Annotated in this window: 14 protein-coding genes; 5 read left to right on the plus strand and 9 right to left on the minus strand. The window is 74.0% G+C overall.

Features of this window, described 5'->3' with window-relative positions; all coding sequences use genetic code 11:
* From GUY61_RS21915 to GUY61_RS21925, 3 genes are all read left to right on the plus strand, one after another.
* Window positions 1-3,263: amino acid adenylation domain-containing protein (locus GUY61_RS21915; protein ID WP_166631930.1), on the plus strand; the 3,263-nt coding region annotated here is incomplete at its 5' end.
* A 104-nt stretch (window positions 3,264-3,367) separates the two neighbouring features.
* The gene (locus tag GUY61_RS21920; protein ID WP_166631931.1) at window positions 3,368-3,574 is read left to right on the plus strand and encodes an MbtH family NRPS accessory protein; all 207 of its coding nucleotides are present in this window, start codon (window positions 3,368-3,370) and stop codon (window positions 3,572-3,574) included.
* Between the two features lie 127 nt (window positions 3,575-3,701).
* Window positions 3,702-4,970, plus strand: coding sequence for an MFS transporter (locus tag GUY61_RS21925; RefSeq protein ID WP_166631932.1), 1,269 nt, complete (start codon window positions 3,702-3,704; stop codon window positions 4,968-4,970).
* 41 nt (window positions 4,971-5,011) lie between these two features.
* On the opposite strand, the gene GUY61_RS21930 is transcribed toward GUY61_RS21925, so the two are convergent.
* A complete protein-coding gene (locus tag GUY61_RS21930; RefSeq protein ID WP_166631933.1) occupies window positions 5,012-5,485 on the minus strand; it encodes a hypothetical protein in 474 nt (157 codons plus the stop codon).
* A gap of 371 nt (window positions 5,486-5,856) precedes the next feature.
* Window positions 5,857-6,834 carry a helix-turn-helix transcriptional regulator gene (locus GUY61_RS21935; RefSeq protein ID WP_313896786.1) on the minus strand — a complete coding sequence of 326 codons (978 nt, stop codon included), beginning with the start codon at window positions 6,832-6,834 and terminating at the stop codon, window positions 5,857-5,859.
* 213 nt (window positions 6,835-7,047) lie between these two features.
* On the opposite strand from GUY61_RS21935, the gene GUY61_RS21940 reads away from it, so the two are divergent.
* Window positions 7,048-7,287 (plus strand): hypothetical protein, encoded by a 240-nt coding sequence (locus tag GUY61_RS21940; RefSeq protein ID WP_166631935.1) that lies wholly within the window; start codon window positions 7,048-7,050, stop codon window positions 7,285-7,287.
* Window positions 7,288-7,547: 260 nt separating this feature from the next.
* Entirely contained in the window at window positions 7,548-7,790 is a 243-nt protein-coding gene (locus GUY61_RS21945) for a response regulator transcription factor (protein ID WP_166631936.1), read from the plus strand.
* Between the two features lie 129 nt (window positions 7,791-7,919).
* Here the strand turns inward: GUY61_RS21945 and GUY61_RS21950 are convergent, their stop codons facing one another.
* The 7 genes from GUY61_RS21950 to GUY61_RS21980 all read right to left on the minus strand — a co-directional run bounded on the left by GUY61_RS21950 (window position 7,920) and on the right by GUY61_RS21980 (window position 15,707).
* A complete protein-coding gene (locus GUY61_RS21950) occupies window positions 7,920-8,735 on the minus strand; it encodes an endonuclease/exonuclease/phosphatase family protein (RefSeq protein WP_166631942.1) in 816 nt (271 codons plus the stop codon).
* A gap of 50 nt (window positions 8,736-8,785) precedes the next feature.
* Complete coding sequence (locus GUY61_RS21955; protein ID WP_166631937.1) at window positions 8,786-9,781, minus strand: methyltransferase; 996 nt, start codon at window positions 9,779-9,781, stop codon at window positions 8,786-8,788.
* Between the two features lie 63 nt (window positions 9,782-9,844).
* Window positions 9,845-10,447: a DUF1349 domain-containing protein gene (locus tag GUY61_RS21960; RefSeq protein ID WP_166631938.1), complete on the minus strand. Its 603-nt coding sequence runs from the start codon at window positions 10,445-10,447 to the stop codon at window positions 9,845-9,847.
* Entirely contained in the window at window positions 10,444-11,277 is an 834-nt protein-coding gene (locus GUY61_RS21965; RefSeq protein WP_166631939.1) for an SDR family NAD(P)-dependent oxidoreductase, read from the minus strand. The genes GUY61_RS21960 and GUY61_RS21965 overlap by 4 nt, the downstream gene beginning before the upstream one ends.
* Window positions 11,274-12,650 carry a glycosyltransferase gene (locus tag GUY61_RS21970; protein ID WP_313896787.1) on the minus strand — a complete coding sequence of 459 codons (1,377 nt, stop codon included), beginning with the start codon at window positions 12,648-12,650 and terminating at the stop codon, window positions 11,274-11,276. Before GUY61_RS21970 ends, GUY61_RS21965 begins: the two co-directional genes overlap by 4 nt.
* Window positions 12,631-14,394 (minus strand): 1-deoxy-D-xylulose-5-phosphate synthase N-terminal domain-containing protein, encoded by a 1,764-nt coding sequence (locus GUY61_RS21975; protein ID WP_166631940.1) that lies wholly within the window; start codon window positions 14,392-14,394, stop codon window positions 12,631-12,633. Before GUY61_RS21975 ends, GUY61_RS21970 begins: the two co-directional genes overlap by 20 nt.
* The gene (locus tag GUY61_RS21980; protein ID WP_166631941.1) at window positions 14,391-15,707 is read right to left on the minus strand and encodes an aspartate aminotransferase family protein; all 1,317 of its coding nucleotides are present in this window, start codon (window positions 15,705-15,707) and stop codon (window positions 14,391-14,393) included. The genes GUY61_RS21975 and GUY61_RS21980 overlap by 4 nt, the downstream gene beginning before the upstream one ends.
* Between the last annotated feature and the right edge of the window lie 31 nt (window positions 15,708-15,738).

Genomic DNA, 15,738 nt, shown 5'->3' on the forward strand with positions numbered 1-15,738 from the left:
GCCGCGGCGACCACGTCGGCTTCACCCTCCCCCCGGACCTGCTGGACGACCTGCGCGCCCTCGGTCAGCGGCGGGGCGCCACCCTGTTCATGGTGCTGCTGGCGGGTTTCCAGGCGCTGCTGGCCCGCTGGACGGGCAGCACCGACATCGCCGTCGGGGCACCCGTGGCCGGCCGTGACCGGGCCGAACTGGAACCCCTGATCGGCTTCTTCGTCAACACACTGGTACTGCGCACCGACCTCTCGGGCACCCCCTCCTTCGGGGAACTCGTGACGCGTGCCCGGGAGACCGCCCTCGGCGCCTACGCCCACCAGGACGTCCCCTTCGAACGGCTCGTGGAGGAGGTGCAGCCGGAGCGCGACCTCAGCCGCCACCCCCTGTTCCAGGTCATGCTCGTCCTCAACGACGAGACCGGGCCCCTGCCCGCGCTCCCCGGCCTCACGGCGGAGCCGGTGGTGCTCAGCAACGGCGGCGCCAAGTTCGACCTGTCCCTCTACCTGACCGAGGCCCCCGACGGCCTGCACGGCCACGCCGTGTTCGCCGCCGACCTGTTCGACCGGCGGACCGTCGCACGGATGACGCGCTCCTTCGAACGGCTGCTCAGGGCAGCCGTCGCCGCGCCGGACCGCCCGTTCGGCGACCTGGACCTGCTCGACCCCGCGGAACGCGAACACCTGGTGCACGGCCTGAACGCCACGGACGCACCCCGGCCGGCGACGACCGTCCACGCGCTGATCGCCCGTCAGGCCGCCCGCACCCCGGACGCGGTGGCGGTCCGCGACGAGCGGCACGCCCTCACCTACGCCGAACTCGACGAGCGGGCAGGGCGGCTGGCAGGCGCACTGCGTGCGCAGGGTGCCGGACCGGACTCCCCGGTGGCCGTGTGCGTGGAACGTTCGGCCGACCTGCCGGTGGCACTGCTGGGCGTCCTCAAGGCGGGCGCGGCCTATGTGCCCGTCGACACCGCCTACCCGCGCGAACGGGTCGAGTTGATGCTGGCGGACAGCGGTGCGCGCGTGCTGCTGACCGGCGGGGACGGCGAACCGGACGGCGTACGGCTGCCCGCCGGAGTGCGCACCCTGCGGGTCGAGGACGCGGTGGCTCAGGACCGGCAGCCGCCCGGCGACCTGCCTCCCGCGGATCCCGACCAGCTCGCCTACGTCATCTACACCTCCGGCTCGACCGGCCGCCCCAAGGGCGTCATGGTGCCGCACCGGGGCGTCGTCAACTTCGCCCTCGACATGGTCGCCCGGCTGGAGATCACCGAAGGGGACGTGGTCGCCGCGGTCACCACCGCCTCCTTCGACATCGCCGTCACGGAACTGCTGGTGCCGCTGGTCCGGGGCGCCACCGTGCACATCGTCGCCAGGGAAACCGCCAGGGACGGCAGCATGCTCGCCAAGGAACTGGACCGGGCCGGTGCCACCCTCGTCCAGGCCACCCCGGCCACCTGGCACCTGCTCACGCAGGCCGGCTGGCGCAACCCGCTCGTCAGAGCACTCTGCGGCGGCGAGGCCCTCCCGCCGGTCCTCGCCGAACGCCTGCGGGCCTCCGTGGGCAGCGTGTGGAACGTATACGGCCCCACCGAGACCACCATCTGGTCCACCGCCCACCGGCTGGGCGACGAGGCCCCGGGCCGCCCGGTGCCGATCGGCCGCCCCCTCGCCAACACCCGCGTGCACGTGCTGGACGAGCGACTGCGCCCGCTGCCCGCCGGGGTCTGCGGTGAGCTGTACATCGCCGGCGACGGAGTCGTGCGCGGCTACGCCGGGCGCCCGGGACTCACCGCCGAGCGCTTCCTGCCGGACCCGTTCGCGGCGCCGGGAAGCAGGATGTACCGCACCGGGGACCTGGCCCGCAGGCTGCCCGACGGCACCCTGGAGTACCGGGGCCGCGAGGACGGCCAGGTCAAGGTGCGCGGCCACCGCATCGAACTCGGCGAGATCGAGACCGCCATGGCCCGCCACCCCGAGGTCGCCGAGGCGGCCGTCGCCGTGCGCGGCACCGGAGTGGACGCGATCCTGGTCGGCTACGTCGTGTGGCAGAACCCCTCCGGCGACCCCCTGGCCCTCGGCGCGGCCCTGCGGGAGAGCCTGCCGGACTTCATGGTGCCGTCCGTGCTGGTGGGCCTGGACTCCCTGCCGCTCACCCCGAACGGCAAACTCGACCGCAAGGCCCTCCCCGCGGTCGACCCCGCCCGCACGCGGCAGAAACCGGTGCCACCCCGCGACGCGCTCGAACTGCGGATGGCCCGCATCTGGGAGGAACTCCTCGACGTACGGCCGCTGGGCGTGCGGGACGACTTCTTCGCGCTGGGCGGCCACTCCCTGAAGGCGTTCGAACTGATCGCCGCGGTCCGCAGGGAGTTCGGTGTCGAACTGCCCCTCAACCTCGTCTTTCGCAAACCGACCGTGGAACTGCTCTGCGAGGCACTGTCCGACGCCGGGGAGACCGCAGCCCGGCTGGTGGTGCCGCTCGCCGACGGCGACCCCGGGCGGCCCCCGCTCTTCCTGGTCCACCCGCGCGGCGGCGACGCCTGCTGCTACCTCCCGATCGCCGGGGCACTGGGCGGCTCCCGGCGGGTGTACGGCATCGAGGCCGTAGGCCACAACACCGCCGAGACCCCGCTGCGCCGGGTCGAGGACATGGCGCGGCGGTACCTGGAGGAGATACGCCGGATCGCACCGCACGGCCCGTACCTGATCGCGGGCTGGTCCTTCGGCGGAACGGTGGGCCACGAGATCGCCCTCCGCCTGGAGGCGGCGGGCGAGACGGTCGCCTTCTTCGGCGCCGTCGACACCTCGGCCCCCGGACCCCGCCGCGCCGTCGCCGGCGAGCGCTCCGACATCGTCCGCTACGGCGTCGCCGCCGGCCTGGACGCCCGGGAGATCCAGGGACTTGACGAGGACTCCCTCCTCGAGGCACTGGTCCACCGGGGCCACGAACGGGGCAGCCTGCCCCGCCGGGCCCGTACCGACGCGCTGCGCCGCATGCTGCGGGTGGCCGACGCCAACGGCGAGGCGGCGGCGGCCTACCGGCCCGGCGCCGTCCTGCGCGCCGACGTCCGGCTCTTCACCGTCGCCGAACGCCACCCGGAACTGGACACCCCGCTCGTCGACCCCGGCGCCTGGACCCCGTACACCCGGGGCCGGGTCCGCACCGTTCACGTGCCCGGCAACCACCACACCCTGCTCGACGCGCCTCACGCGGCCGTCCTCGCGGAGCGGCTGTCCGCCGCCCTGGAGCAGGCGGTCTCCCCCTGAGCGCGGTGTCCGGCCGCCCGGGCCGGACACCCCGGAACACCATCCGCCCCCGAACCGATCCCCGAACCGATCCCCGAACCGACAGATCAACGAAGGAGCAGGACATGAACGGCACCGCGACACAGGAATGGACCGTCGTCGTCAACGACGAGGAGCAGTACTCCGTCTGGGCGAGCGACCGCGACATCCCGGCCGGCTGGCGGGCGACCGGGACCAGCGGGACACGGGAGGAGTGCCTGGCCCACATCGAGCAGGTGTGGACCGACATGCGCCCCCTCAGCCTGCGGCTGGCGATGGACGCCGCCGGCTGACCCAGGACCGCCTCCCGCACGTCCCCCCGGCCGTGCCCGGTGCCCGTCGCACCGGGCACGGCCTTCGCCTCCGCGTTCGTCTCTGTCCCCGAACCTGCCCCTGCCCCCGCCGAGGAGAACGAAGCCCATGAACCGACGTGTGCCGCTGCTGACGCTGGTCGCGGTGTCCGCCGTCTCGTCGCTCGGGACCGCGGCGACCCTGCTCGCCCTGCCGTGGTTCGTCCTGCGGAGCACCGGCAGCGGCACCAGCACGGGGCTGGTGGCGGCGGCCGAGACCGCGGGGCTGCTGTGCTCCGCCGTCCTCGCCGGTCCGCTCGTGGACCGCGTGCCCGCCCGGACCGCGAGTGTCGCCGCGGACCTGCTGACCGCCCTCGCGATCGGCCTGGTCCCCGCCCTGCACCGCACGGTCGGCATGCCCCTGCCGCTCCTGGCCGTCCTGGCACTGCTGGCCGGCGCCGCCCGCGGCCCCTCGGACACCGCCAAGCAGGTGCTGGTGATCGGCGCGATACGGCGGGCCGGGACACCGGTCGAGCGCGGCACCAGCGCCGTGGAGGGCGCCCGCCGCATCGGCACCATGGCCGGCGCACCGCTCGCGGGCCTGCTGGTCGCGTCGGCCGGGCCGGTGCCCACGCTGTGCGCGGACGCCGCCGCCCTGCTGCTCTGCGCGATCCTGGTCCGCGCCCTCGTACCGGCCGGACCCCGCCCGCACGAGCACGCCCACGCCTCCGGTTCCGGTTCCGGAGAGGGTTCCTACGGAGCCCGGTTGCGGGCCGGCTTCGCGAGCCTGCGAGAGGACCGGCTGATGCGGGCCGTGGTCGGCGTCCTGCTTGTCACCAACGCCCTGGACAGCGGGCTCAACGCGGTCCTCTACCCGGCCTACGGGACCCGGGTCCTGCACAGCAGCTCCCTGCTCGGGGCGATGATGACGGCCATCGGACTCGGCGCGCTGGCCGGGACGGCCCTGCACGGCTGGCTCGGGCGCCGCTGGCCGCGACGTACGGTCTTCGCCTGCTGCTTCCTGCTGCTCGGCGCGCTGCGCTGCGTCCTCCTCGCCGGGCAGGTGTCCACCGCCGCGCTGCTGGCGGGCCTGGTGGTCTCGGGCATCGGCTCGGGCATCGTCAGCCCGCTGATGATGGCGGTGGCGTACGAACGGGTGCCGGAGTCCGTGCGCGGCCGGGTCTTCGGGCTGGTGGTGGCCTGCGCGCTGGCGGCCACCCCGCTCGGCGCCCTGGGCGCCGGCCTGCTCCTGGACCGGGTGGGCCTGACGGGTGCGCTGGTGCTGTTCGGCGGCGTGTACCTGGCCATCGCGCTGGCTCCGCTGCTGTTCGCCGTGTGGCGGGAACTGGACGGGCCCCGGCCGTCCGCCGTGGCGCGGACTGCCGAGGCCCGTGGGTGAGGGTTCACGGCCCGACGCCGGCCCGGTGCGGCCGCCGGGCGTCACCAGGCCGGCGGATGCACCGCCAGCACCTGGAGCGTGCAGGGGGTGTGCACGGCGTCGAGGCTGTAGACGAGGCCGGTCGGCACGTAGAGGGCCTCTCCCACCCGCAGCCGCAGCTCCAGCGCCTTTTCCAGTACTGCCGGACCCTGCCCGGGGGCGGACGGTTCGACCCGGCCGCCGCAACTGCCCTGTACGGGCAGCAGCACCAGATCGGTGCCGGCCGTCTTCCTGCCGCTGCGTGCGCCCACCGCGAGCGTGATGAAGGAACTGGTGACCTCGGAGCCCAGCAGGGCTCCCAGAGCAGCCGTCAGCTCGGGCCCGTCCGTGTGCCGTGCGGCGACCACCGCGTCGATGCCGTCCGGCCACACCAAGGCCGGACTCCTGTCCCGGTGCACCGACAGGCACAGCGTCAGATCCCTGACGAAGCGGTCCAGGTCGGATTCCGCTCCTGCCCAGGCCGGTTCATAGTCCATGTCCCACTCACGCTCCCCGTCACGCAGGCTCCTCCCGCGTGCCGAGGTCCGGATCCGGCGCCGGCCGTGCGCCCGGCCCGCATGCGCGGCCGCTGCACGTCGGGGCCAGCGGGTACCGGCATGCGACGCCGTTCGCGCGCGGACGAACCTGTCCTTCGCGCACGGAACACCCGTAGGACGAGCCGGCTGTTCTTCCGCCACATGACCGCGGCGACCGGTGGCGCCTCGTAGGGGCGCTCCGGTCCGCGCAGTTGCAGGAACTCTCCCGGACGCGGACGTGGTCCGAAAGTCCCGAGTTCGCGGTACCGCACGGGCAATCGCGGGTGACCGCGCGGGCAGCGCCGTGGACGGGGGACGGGACGGCGACGGGCTCAGACGGAGGGCGCGGTCTCCCCGCCCTCGTCGCCGAGCAGGCCCAGCCGGGCGGACAGGACACCGGCCTGGAAACGGCTCTCGGCGCCGAGTGTCTCCATGACGTCGGCGATGTGCTTGCGGGCCGTGCGCAGGGACATGCCGAGGCGGCGTGCGATGGTCTCGTCCTTCATGCCCGAGGCCAGCAGTCGCACGATGGTCCGGTCGATGTCCTTGGCGACGGCCTCCAGGCCGTCGGTCACCGCGTCGGAGAACGGCTCGGCATGGGTCCAGTACTGCTCGAATATCTCGCACAGATAGTGCACGACCGACGGTTCCCGGATCACCACCGCACCCCAGTTGCCGCTCTGCTCCGGGATGAACGCCACCCGCCGGTCGAAGACGATCAGCCGTCCGAACAGCTCGTGCGCGGTGCGGTACTCGGCGCCGAGACCGGACACCATGGAGACATAGGCCTGGCTGGGTCCGTTGAACCGGGCCGTGTGGTGGTACAGCGTGCGCATCCGCACTCCGCGGGAGAGCAGCGCGGTGTCGCGGGCCAGAGCCTCCTGGAGGGCGGCCGGCACCCGGTTCCCGCCGGGCTGGCTGGTCAGCATTTCCTCGGTGCACTCCGCCGAGGCGCGGTTGAGCGCTGCGCGCACCTCGGCCAGGCCGGGGATCACCTCCAGGCCGACCGAGGCCCGGCTCAGGCTGTCCCGGTAGTGACCGCGCAGGCTGGCGAACTGGTCACGAATACGGTGCAGTTCGGACTGCTGGGCGCGGATCGTCTCCTCCAGCGAGGTCGTCACGACCGCCGCCACGAGGTCCGGGTCGACCGGACGCAGCCGCGCCGGATCGTCCGCGTCCGCCTTCAGCAGGCCCAGTTCGGTGAGCGTGGCGAGGGCCGCGTCGACCTCGTCCCGGCCCAGCCCTAGGTCCCGTGCGGCCCGGTCCTGGTCCAGCCGCTCGTTGCCGACCACCCACTTGTACAGGGCCACCTCGCGGTCCTCGGGTAACGGGGATGGGCCGATCGTCCTGCTTTCTTCGGCTTTGAACATTTCGTCCCCTGTTCGTCTTGCTGCGGGGCAGCTTGGTGAGCGACCTGATCCGTGGCCCGGCCGGCGCCGGCACGGGAGTCTTGAAGCACCGGAGGGCCGGTGCACCGCCCGGCCCGGAACGGGTCCCGGAAACCAGACAGAGGAGTCTCCTCCATGAAGTCCCTGAACTCGGCCGTCGTCGCCCTCTCCGCCTTCTCCGCCCTCGCCCTCGGCGCGCTCGGCGCAGCCGTCGTCCCGCACGCGCCCGTCGGGACGGTGGCGGTGGAGGGCTCCGCGACGGACACCACGAACGAGGACAGCGGCTGGGGCGGTCGGATCCCCGGCGACGCCGTCACCGATCCCGCGGCGCCGTCCGTCACGGTGGCCACGGACATCGATGTCACCGGGGTCTGATCCGGGCCGGCCGCGGTCGCGCAGGCCACCGGAAGGGCGCGCAGGCCCGGACTGCGAGGTCACTGTCCGGTAAGCGGCGTCAACGTGTCGTCTGTCGAACACGCGTTGCACCTTAACGCGCCGGCCGGGCGACACCACGCCGGAACACGCGGACGGGTGACGACATCGACGACCCGTACGGCCGACCCGGAGCGGCTCCGCCCCGGCGGAGCGCCCGATTCTCCCCCTGAGGCGCTCAACCCTCCACGAAAGGCACGCTCGTGAGTTCGTCCGCCACCGACATACTCGATCAACTGAGTTCGCGCGAGATCGAGGTGCTGGGCCACCTCGCCGAAGGTCTCACCTACTCCTCCATCGCCCGGAGGATGCAGCTCAGCCCCCACACCGTCGACACATATCTGCGCAGAATCCGTGGAAAGGCGGGGGTGAGCAATCGTGCGCACCTCATGATCCTGGCTCTCCAGGCCACCCGGCGCGACGATCTGTGGCCGCGGGGGAACTGAGGGGACCCGGGAACCAGGTCGCCGAACGGCGGAGGGTGCGGGCGGGACGCCCCGCCCGCACCCTCCGCCCTCCTCCGCCGGCCGCAAGGACACCGGGCCCGGCGGGCGGCGCCGACCGGGACGGTGTGTTCACCGGCGGCGCAGCCGTATCGTGACCGGGCGGTGGTCGGAGGCCGGTGGGCGCCTCTCGTCCGGCCGGGGCCGCGGGTCCGGCGCGTGGTACGCGGTCAGCAGCGGGACGAGGGAGACGGACAGCAGGAACAGGTCGATCCTGCGCTCCGGCTCGCCGGGCATGAACTCCCCGTAGGTCGGCGAGCGGTCCCCCAGGTGGGCGCCGGCGTCCACCAGGAGCGGGTCGCCTGGGTCGCCGAGGAGCGTGTCGAGCGGTGTCCGGTCGGCGCGCCTCCCGCCCGGCAGCAGCAGGTCGTCCCTGCGGTGCCGGGCCGCGCGGGTCCAGTCGGGTTCGGGGTCGCCGGGCGGGACGCAGTTGGCGTCCAGGCCGACCACCAGCGGCGGCAGGGCGGGATCCGCGTGGTGGCGAAGGTGGTCCGCCTCCACACGTCGGCCGGTCGGGCTGAACGGGTCGAGGTGGGCGACCAGGAACCGCAAGGGGGTGCTCCAGCCCGGCAGCCGGAGGGTGACCAGCCCGTGGCCGTGCCAGTGGGCCAGCTCCGGGGCCACGCGCTCCACGGCCACCCGCTCGACGTCCGGCTCCCAGAACACCGCCTGGTGGCAGCCCGTCTTGGCGGTGAACAGCTCGCCGTCCATGCCGAAGGCGGTCTTCGCCTCCTCGAACAGGGCCCCGCCCGCACGGTGCCAGCCCCAGCCCTCGGTCGTCAGCAGCACCCTCGGCCGCAGCGCGGCGACCAGCGCGCACTGCGCCTTCCACCGCTCGTCGCAGCCCCGCAGCCGCTCGATGCCGGTCTCGTACAGGTTCCAGAACATCAGCAGGTCGGTCCCGCCCGGATCAGCGCCGGCGGGGGAGAGCGGGGCGTTCACCTGATGCCGACCAGCATGGACTCGGGTCCGTCCAGATGCTCCACGCGGGTCTTGCGGAAGCCCGCCTGCCGCAGCCACCGGACACCCTGAGCACCGGTGTAGTCGAACCCGCCCGGCACCTCGGCGTGCATGATCAGACTGAGGATCAGGCCGACCGCGTTGCCGCGGCGCTCGTCGTCGATCAGCGTCTCGTGGACCAGGACGGCTCCGCCCGGCGGCAGTGCGGCGTACGCCTTCTCCAGGAGCCGGAGCTTCTCCGGTTCGCTCCAGTTGTGCAGCACGTGGCCCAGGACGACGACGTCGGCCCGGGGCAGCTCGTCCCGGAAGAAGTCGCCCGGCCGGAACTCGACGCGTTCGGCCACGCCCAGGAGCTCCGTGTACGCCTCGAAGCCCGGCCGGGCGGCCGGCAGGTCGAACCCCACGGCGGTCAGATGAGGGTGGGAGCGCAGCACCCACCCAGGCACTGCCCCCTCCGCGCAGCCGACGTCCACGAGGGTGCGGTACCGATGCCACGGGAAGCGTTCCGCCAGGGCCCGTGCCGGGCCGATGCTGAGCGTGGTCATGTCCCGCTGGAACGCGCCCGCGGACTGGGCGGTGGCGTACGTGCGGGCGTAGAAGTCCCGCCCGTCCCGGCCGCCGTGGGATGCCTTCCCGGTGCGCAGCACGCCGACCAGCTCGTCGGCGAGCCCGGGGCTCCGGGAGAGGAGGCCGGCGCCGAGGTAGCTCGCGGGCTTGCCGGCGTCCAGGTACTCCAGGGCCTCCGGTGTGCCGGCGTACCGGTCGCCGGAGCGGTCGAGCAGGCCGAGCGCCACGAGGGCGTCGAGGAAGTCCGCCGAGGGGCCGGGATGCAGGGCGGTCCGGGCGCACAGTCCGGCGGCGGTCAGCGGCCCTCCCGCGAGTGCGGTGAACACGCCCAGCTCCACGGCGCTGAGCAGGATGCGGGTCTTCCAGTGGGCCCACATCAGGTCGGTGACGGGCTGTGGCGAAATCATGATGGTGGTTCCCTGGGCTCGGAGGCAGGAGGTCGGGGGCGGCACCCCGGTTCGGCGTGCGGCTCAGCGGCGGTCGGCCAGGGCCGCGGGGGCGAAGCCGGGCGGGGTGAAGGAGGCCGTGCACGTGTCGGAGAACGGCGCCTGCGCGAACAGGCCGACCCGGACCTCCGGGTCACCGCCGCCGAGGAAGGTACGGGTGAACCGCCACTCCTGGCCGCCGTGTTCCCGGTGGAAGACGGCGTGGCGCCGCCCCTGCCGGGTGACCAGGAGTTCGGCGCCGGGGCCGGCCAGGGCGGCCCCCGTGGCCTCGTCGGACAGCGGCCGGCTGACCACCGTGACGATCGCCCAGCCGCCCGCGCGGGTGTGCTCCACGCAGATCTTGAACCAGCCCGCCCGGTCGTGGACGACGACGCCCCCCGCGTCCCCGAACGCCCGTCCCTCGACCCCGACCCGGGTCCACAGGGTGTGGTCGCCCGCCACGGCGCGCCCCCAGGTTCCGGTGCCGGACGCCTCGTAGGAGCCGGGCATGCGGAACAGGTCGGCGCCTCGCGGGACCCGCACGCGCAGCTCCCCCGGGTGCGGCAGGGACACGGCGCCGGGGCCGGAGAAGCTCCAGCCGGGGTCGTCGAAGCCGATGACGGCGGTGCCGCGCGGCGGGACCGTCATGGCGTGGTCATCCCGCCGTTGACACTGACGGCCTGGCCGGTGACCCGGGGCGCCGTCGCCAGGTAGCGCACCAGCCCGGCGATGTCCTCCGGCGTCTGGAACGCGCGCTGCGGGATCATCGCGCGCATCCGTTCCCAGCACTCGTCCTCGGTCTCACCGGGACGCGCGAACTCCGACAGCAGGTATCGCCACATGTGGGAGCGGACCATCCCCGGGCAGACGGCGTTGACGCGGATGTTCTCCCGCGCGACCTCCAGGGCCATCGCGGCCGTGAACCCGACCACACCGAACTTCGCCGCGCAGTAGTGGGAGACCTTCGAGAACCCGGTACGGCCCGACACGGAGGAGAAGTTGACGATGGCGCCGCCCCCGGCGGCACGCAGCAGCGGCAGCGCGGACCGCGACGACAGGAACACACCGTCCAGGTTGCCGGAGACGACGTGCCGGAACTCGGCCAGCTCCATGTGCTCGACGGTACTGACATGGGTGACGCCGAACGCGTTGACGACCGTGTCGAGCCGGCCAGGGCCGTCGGCGATGCCCTGGTAGAGGCGGCGGACGGCGTCCTCGTCGGTGGCGTCCGCCTCCGCCGCCGTCACCGGCATGCCCTCGGCCGTCAGCCGCTCGGCCAGGGCGAGCGCCTCGGCGTAGCCGGTGACGGCGGCCGACCGGTAGTGGTTGTACGCCGAGGGCAGCCGGTCGGTGTCGGCGACCACGACGTCGGCGCCGCGCCTGGCGAAGTCCTCGGCGACGGCTGCCCCGATGCCGCGGCCGCCGCCCACCACGAGGACCACCCTGCCGGTGAACTCCCCTTCGGTGCCTGCTGTCATGGCGTGTCTCCCGTCGTTGCGGCACCCGCGGCGGCGGGCGCGAGGGTGTAGGTCAGCGGCGGCAGGACCAGGGCGTCCAGCAGCCGGGGGAAGGCCCGGTAGTCGGCGAGGTTGCGTTCCGGAGCGGCGGCGATCGCGCGCAGCTCCGGGGCGTCGTGCCCGGTGCGGGCCGCCAGCGCGTCGAGCGCGCCGCTCAGCGTGTCGTCCTGGCGCTCGAAGAACGCCCGGAACAGCCGGACGGCCTCGTCCGCACGGCCGCGCAGGCCGGCCCGGCCGCGCGGTGCCACCCGGACCGCGTCCGGCAGGACCCGGTCGTACGGCACGTCCACCGGCGCCGGGCGGCCGGCGAGCGCGTCCAGGAACGCCTCGTCGGTGTACGGCGCCCCGCGGCGCACCGCCGCAGGCGCGAAGTCGCGGGTGAGCAGTTTCTCCACCAGGACGTCCTCGTCCACCCGCCCCAGCGGGCCGACCCGGCCCATGCCGAACGTGCCGTGCACGTCGAGGGCGGTGGGCACCAGGTTCCGGGCGGGCAGCAGCTCCACGGCCGGGCCGACGTCCGCGGCCAGGACCGGCACACCGTGGGCCAGGGCCTCGATCACGACACGGCCCAGCGTCTCCCGCGACGCCGTGCTGGGGAACAGCAGGACGTCCACGGCGTCGAAGAACTCCGCCAGGCGCTCCCGCGACCAGACGCCCGCGACCCGGACCCGTCCGCCGGGCACCCCGGCGCGCGCGAGGGACGCACGGACCGCGCCCGCCTCCCACCGCGGGTCGTTGGGCTTGCCCGCGCACAGCAGCTCCGCCCGCCCGCGCGTCTCGCGGTGGCAGCGCGCGAAGACCGACAGCACCTGGTCGAAGTTCTTGGCCAGGGACAGCGCCCCGAGATACCCGATGCGCAGGTGCCGTCCGCCGGGTGGCAGCCGCCGGGGCGGGCGCCGCGGCATCCGGTCGAGCAGCGGGTACGCCACCGCGGACCCGCTCGCCGCCGTCGCGGGGAAGTTCCGCAGGAACAGCCGGCGCGTGTACGCGGTCGGGAACAGCGCCAGGTCCCCCGGACGCAGCAGGGGAGCGCACAGCTCCTCCTGCGCCCAGTAGCCGGACCACAGCGCGGTGTGCACCTCCCGCACGATGCGGAAGTCCCCGCCCGTCCGCTCCCGCCAGTGGTGGTAGAGGAAGGCGTACGGCCCGGAGCCCGCGTAGACGGTCTCTCCCGGGCGCACGTCCGGGAGCCGGCCCGCACCGGACGTCAGGTCGTGCGGGACGACCGGGCGGTGCCGGGCCAGCAGCCGCGCGGCCTCGCGGTGCATCAGGACCGCGCCGTCGACGATGCCGTCCGCGTCCTGCGAGCGGTAGTCATGCGTGTGCAGGCGCACGCCCGGCCTCCCGGCTCTCCAGCAGCCGCGACAGGCGTTCCCGCAGCGCGACCGGGGACATGCCGTGCAGCTCGAGCTGGCGGGGGTGCACCTGCTGGGCGATGTCCCGGCGCACGCCGTGGACCTCGGCGGGCAGCAGGTACCGCGTGCGCAGCCCCTCGCCGAAACCGCCCCGGGCGCCGTTGTACTCGACGCTCAGCAGGCGCCGGCTGCCGCGCAGCACGGCCACGTCGGCCGGGGCCAGGCGCGGGGCGAGCGCCGCGCAGTGCAGGTGCGGGACGCCGAGGCCCCGGTTGGCCGCGTCCACCAGGACGCCCGCGTATCCGAAGGTCACCACGGCGGCGTCGGTACGGCCCTCGTCCGGCGGCGTCAGCCACACCGCACCGTCGATGTCGCCCGAGCAGTCCCGCGCCGGCGGGTCGAACGCCGCGTCGACCATGCTGATGACATGGGCGGTGGCCGGGTCCCGGCCCAGGCGGTCCAGACACGCGGCGAACTCCGCCTCGGTGACCGGCTCGTAGACCTTGCTGTGCAGCAGCAGACCCAGCAGGTTGGTGGCGTTGTGGGCGCCGCCCCAGGCGCCCCAGCTGCGCCCGGCGAGGACCAGCAGGTTGCGCACGCTCGTGGTCGCCTCGGTGAGCATGCTCAGCGAGTCCATGTAGTACATGGCGTCGGTCGCCACGACCTTCAGGGTGTCCTCCGGCAGAGACAGCGCCATCCCGACCGTCAGGGTCTCGGCCAGTCCGGTGTTGGTGTACGGCACATGACCACGCAGCCCGAACCGGGCGGCCATGTCCGCGGTGAACACGGTCATGTCGCGTCCCGCTCGGGCCCGGTGGCGGGCGAGCATGCGGCCGGCCGTCGACGCGAACGGCGCACGGACCGGACGGGCCGCACCCGCCGGGCGGAAGCTGTGGTCCCCCTTGGCCGTCCGGCACACCAGCACCGACGACCCCGGAGCGGCCAGCAGCTCCCCGAGGGCCGCCCGTACCGCCCTCTCGTCGCGTCCGTCGGCCTCCGTCAGCCGTCCCAGAAAGGCCGACAGATAACGGGTGTTGACCGGCTTGGCCAGCGGCTCGATGCCCTTGCCGTTCGCGTCGACGACGAGCACGAGATTGGTCAGCCCGGCGTCGTGCGCGAACCGCAGCGCCTCGAAGGCGGCACCCTCGTGGAGTTCGCCGTCCCCTGCCAGGCAGACGACTTTGCGGTCGTCGCCCCGGCGTGCCAGCTCCCAGGCGAGACCGACCGCCTGGACGACGCCGACGCCGAGGCTGTACCGCATGGTGTTGCGGAAACCGAGGTCCCGGTGGACGACGCCGGTGAGCCCGTGGTGCAGCGTGGCCAGCGGGGCGAACGGCAGGGCGCCGCGCACATAGTGCTCGGCGTAGAAGGCCGGGGCTATGTGGCCGCGCCCCACGACGAGTTCCGCGGGTGCGCCGCGGTCGTTGCCGGGGACGAGGCCGAGCTCGAAGCAGGCCCGCACCAGCGGCAGCGACGACAGGTTGCTCTGGAGGTTTCCCGAGCCGGCGATCTCGTGCATGCGCAGCAGGACCTCCGCGCTGTCGCCGTACAGCCGCTCCGGGACCTGCGCGGCGACTTCGCGGAGGCCCTCGAAGAGGGAGGAGGCCCGGCCGGCGGAACGCAGCCGGTCCAGTTCCCGCAGGACGACATCGCGCTCGGCGGACGTGAGGCGGGGCAGCGCCGCACGGGCCGGGCCGGCGAAGCGGTCGTACAGCCCGCTCACCGCGCGTCACCGCAGATTTCGTCCAGCGCGTCGCCGAGGATGTCCAGCATCCGGTCGGCCTCGTCCGGCGCGGTGACGAAGGCGGGCGCCAGCACGACCCAGTCGTCCTGCCCGCGCAGGATCAGACCGCGGCGCAGGCAGGCCGCGGCCAGCCGCTCCCCGGCGTCCTCGCCGCCGGCGGCGAGCTTCACCCCGTACAGCAGGCCGAGGGCGCGCACTGTGCCGCGCCCGCCCACGACGGTCCGCAGCCGGGGTTCGAAGTATCCGGCCAGCGCGCCGATGCGGTCCGGGTAGCCGCCCTCGCGGAACAGCCTCACGGCGGCGAGCCCGGCGGCGGCGGCGATCGGGTTCGCGGCGTAGGTGTGCGACGGCGCGAAGGACGGCGGCCGGCCGGACTCGCCGAGTACGGCGGCCACGTGCTCGCCCATGAGGACCGCGGCCAGGGGCGCGAAACCGCCGGAGATGCCCTTGCCCACGCACAGGATGTCCGGGGTGACACCGAAGGTCTGCGCCGCGAAGGGCTGCCCGGTGCGTCCGAAGCCGGTGACGATCTCGTCGAAGACCAGCAGCACGCCGTGCCGGTCGCAGATCTCGCGGACCCGGGCCAGGTAGCCGGCGGGCGGGATCGCCATGCCACGCAGGTGGATGACGGGCTCCATGACGATCGCCGCGACCGACTCGGGGCCCTCGGCCTCGATGGTCCGCTCGATCATGGCGGCCGCCAGCGCGCCGGAGGACTCCCCGGGCACGTCCCAGAACGTCTCCAGGCAGTCCGGCGGCCACACGTGGACGACGCCGGGCAGGCCCGGACCGAACCGGCTGACGTCGGGCCGGCCGGTCAGGGAGAGGGAGCCGTAGGTGGCTCCGTGGTAGCCGTGGTAGTAGCTGAGAACCTTGACGCGGTCGGGGTTGCCGTGGGCGCGGTGGTACAGCCGGGCCAGCCGGACGGCCGCCTCCACGCTCTCGGAGCCCCCGTTGACGAGCTTGGCCGCGGTGATGCCGGCCGGGGCGAGATCGACGAGCTGCCGGGCCAGCTCCAGGGCGGCACGGTTGGTGCCGTGCAGGGGCGGGTTGAAGGGCAGCGTGCGCAACTGGTCGGTCACGGCCTGCGCGATGGGCTCGCAGTCGTAGCCGAAGCAGGTGACGAACACGCCGGACAGGGCGTCCAGGAAGGTGCGGCCTGCGGCGTCGGTCAGCCGGATGCCCTTGCCGGACTCGAAAAGGAGTGCCTGGTCGGAGTGCGGTACCTCGAAGCAGTACGCGGACAGGTCCGGCGGCCAGACGGAGGGGGGTGCCAGTTCGACGGCGGTCATGGGACAGCTCCTCACGGGCGGGGAATCGGAA

It is taken from the genome of Streptomyces sp. GC420 (assembly GCF_009916105.1).
Lineage (GTDB): Bacteria > Actinomycetota > Actinomycetes > Streptomycetales > Streptomycetaceae > Streptomyces.

Bases quoted from the DNA above. Each gene is read 5' to 3' on its own strand.
- GUY61_RS21960 (WP_166631938.1), bottom strand. From the start codon at position 10,447: ATGACGGTCCCGCCGCGCGGCACCGCCGTCATCGGCTTCGACGACCCC.
- GUY61_RS21955 (WP_166631937.1), bottom strand. From the start codon at position 9,781: ATGATTTCGCCACAGCCCGTCACCGACCTGATGTGGGCCCACTGGAAG.
- GUY61_RS21925 (WP_166631932.1), top strand. From the start codon at position 3,702: ATGAACCGACGTGTGCCGCTGCTGACGCTGGTCGCGGTGTCCGCCGTC.
- GUY61_RS21950 (WP_166631942.1), bottom strand. From the start codon at position 8,735: ATGTTCTGGAACCTGTACGAGACCGGCATCGAGCGGCTGCGGGGCTGC.
- GUY61_RS21940 (WP_166631935.1), top strand. From the start codon at position 7,048: ATGAAGTCCCTGAACTCGGCCGTCGTCGCCCTCTCCGCCTTCTCCGCC.
- GUY61_RS21980 (WP_166631941.1), bottom strand. From the start codon at position 15,707: ATGACCGCCGTCGAACTGGCACCCCCCTCCGTCTGGCCGCCGGACCTG.
- GUY61_RS21920 (WP_166631931.1), top strand. From the start codon at position 3,368: ATGAACGGCACCGCGACACAGGAATGGACCGTCGTCGTCAACGACGAG.
- GUY61_RS21930 (WP_166631933.1), bottom strand. From the start codon at position 5,485: ATGGACTATGAACCGGCCTGGGCAGGAGCGGAATCCGACCTGGACCGC.
- GUY61_RS21965 (WP_166631939.1), bottom strand. From the start codon at position 11,277: ATGACAGCAGGCACCGAAGGGGAGTTCACCGGCAGGGTGGTCCTCGTG.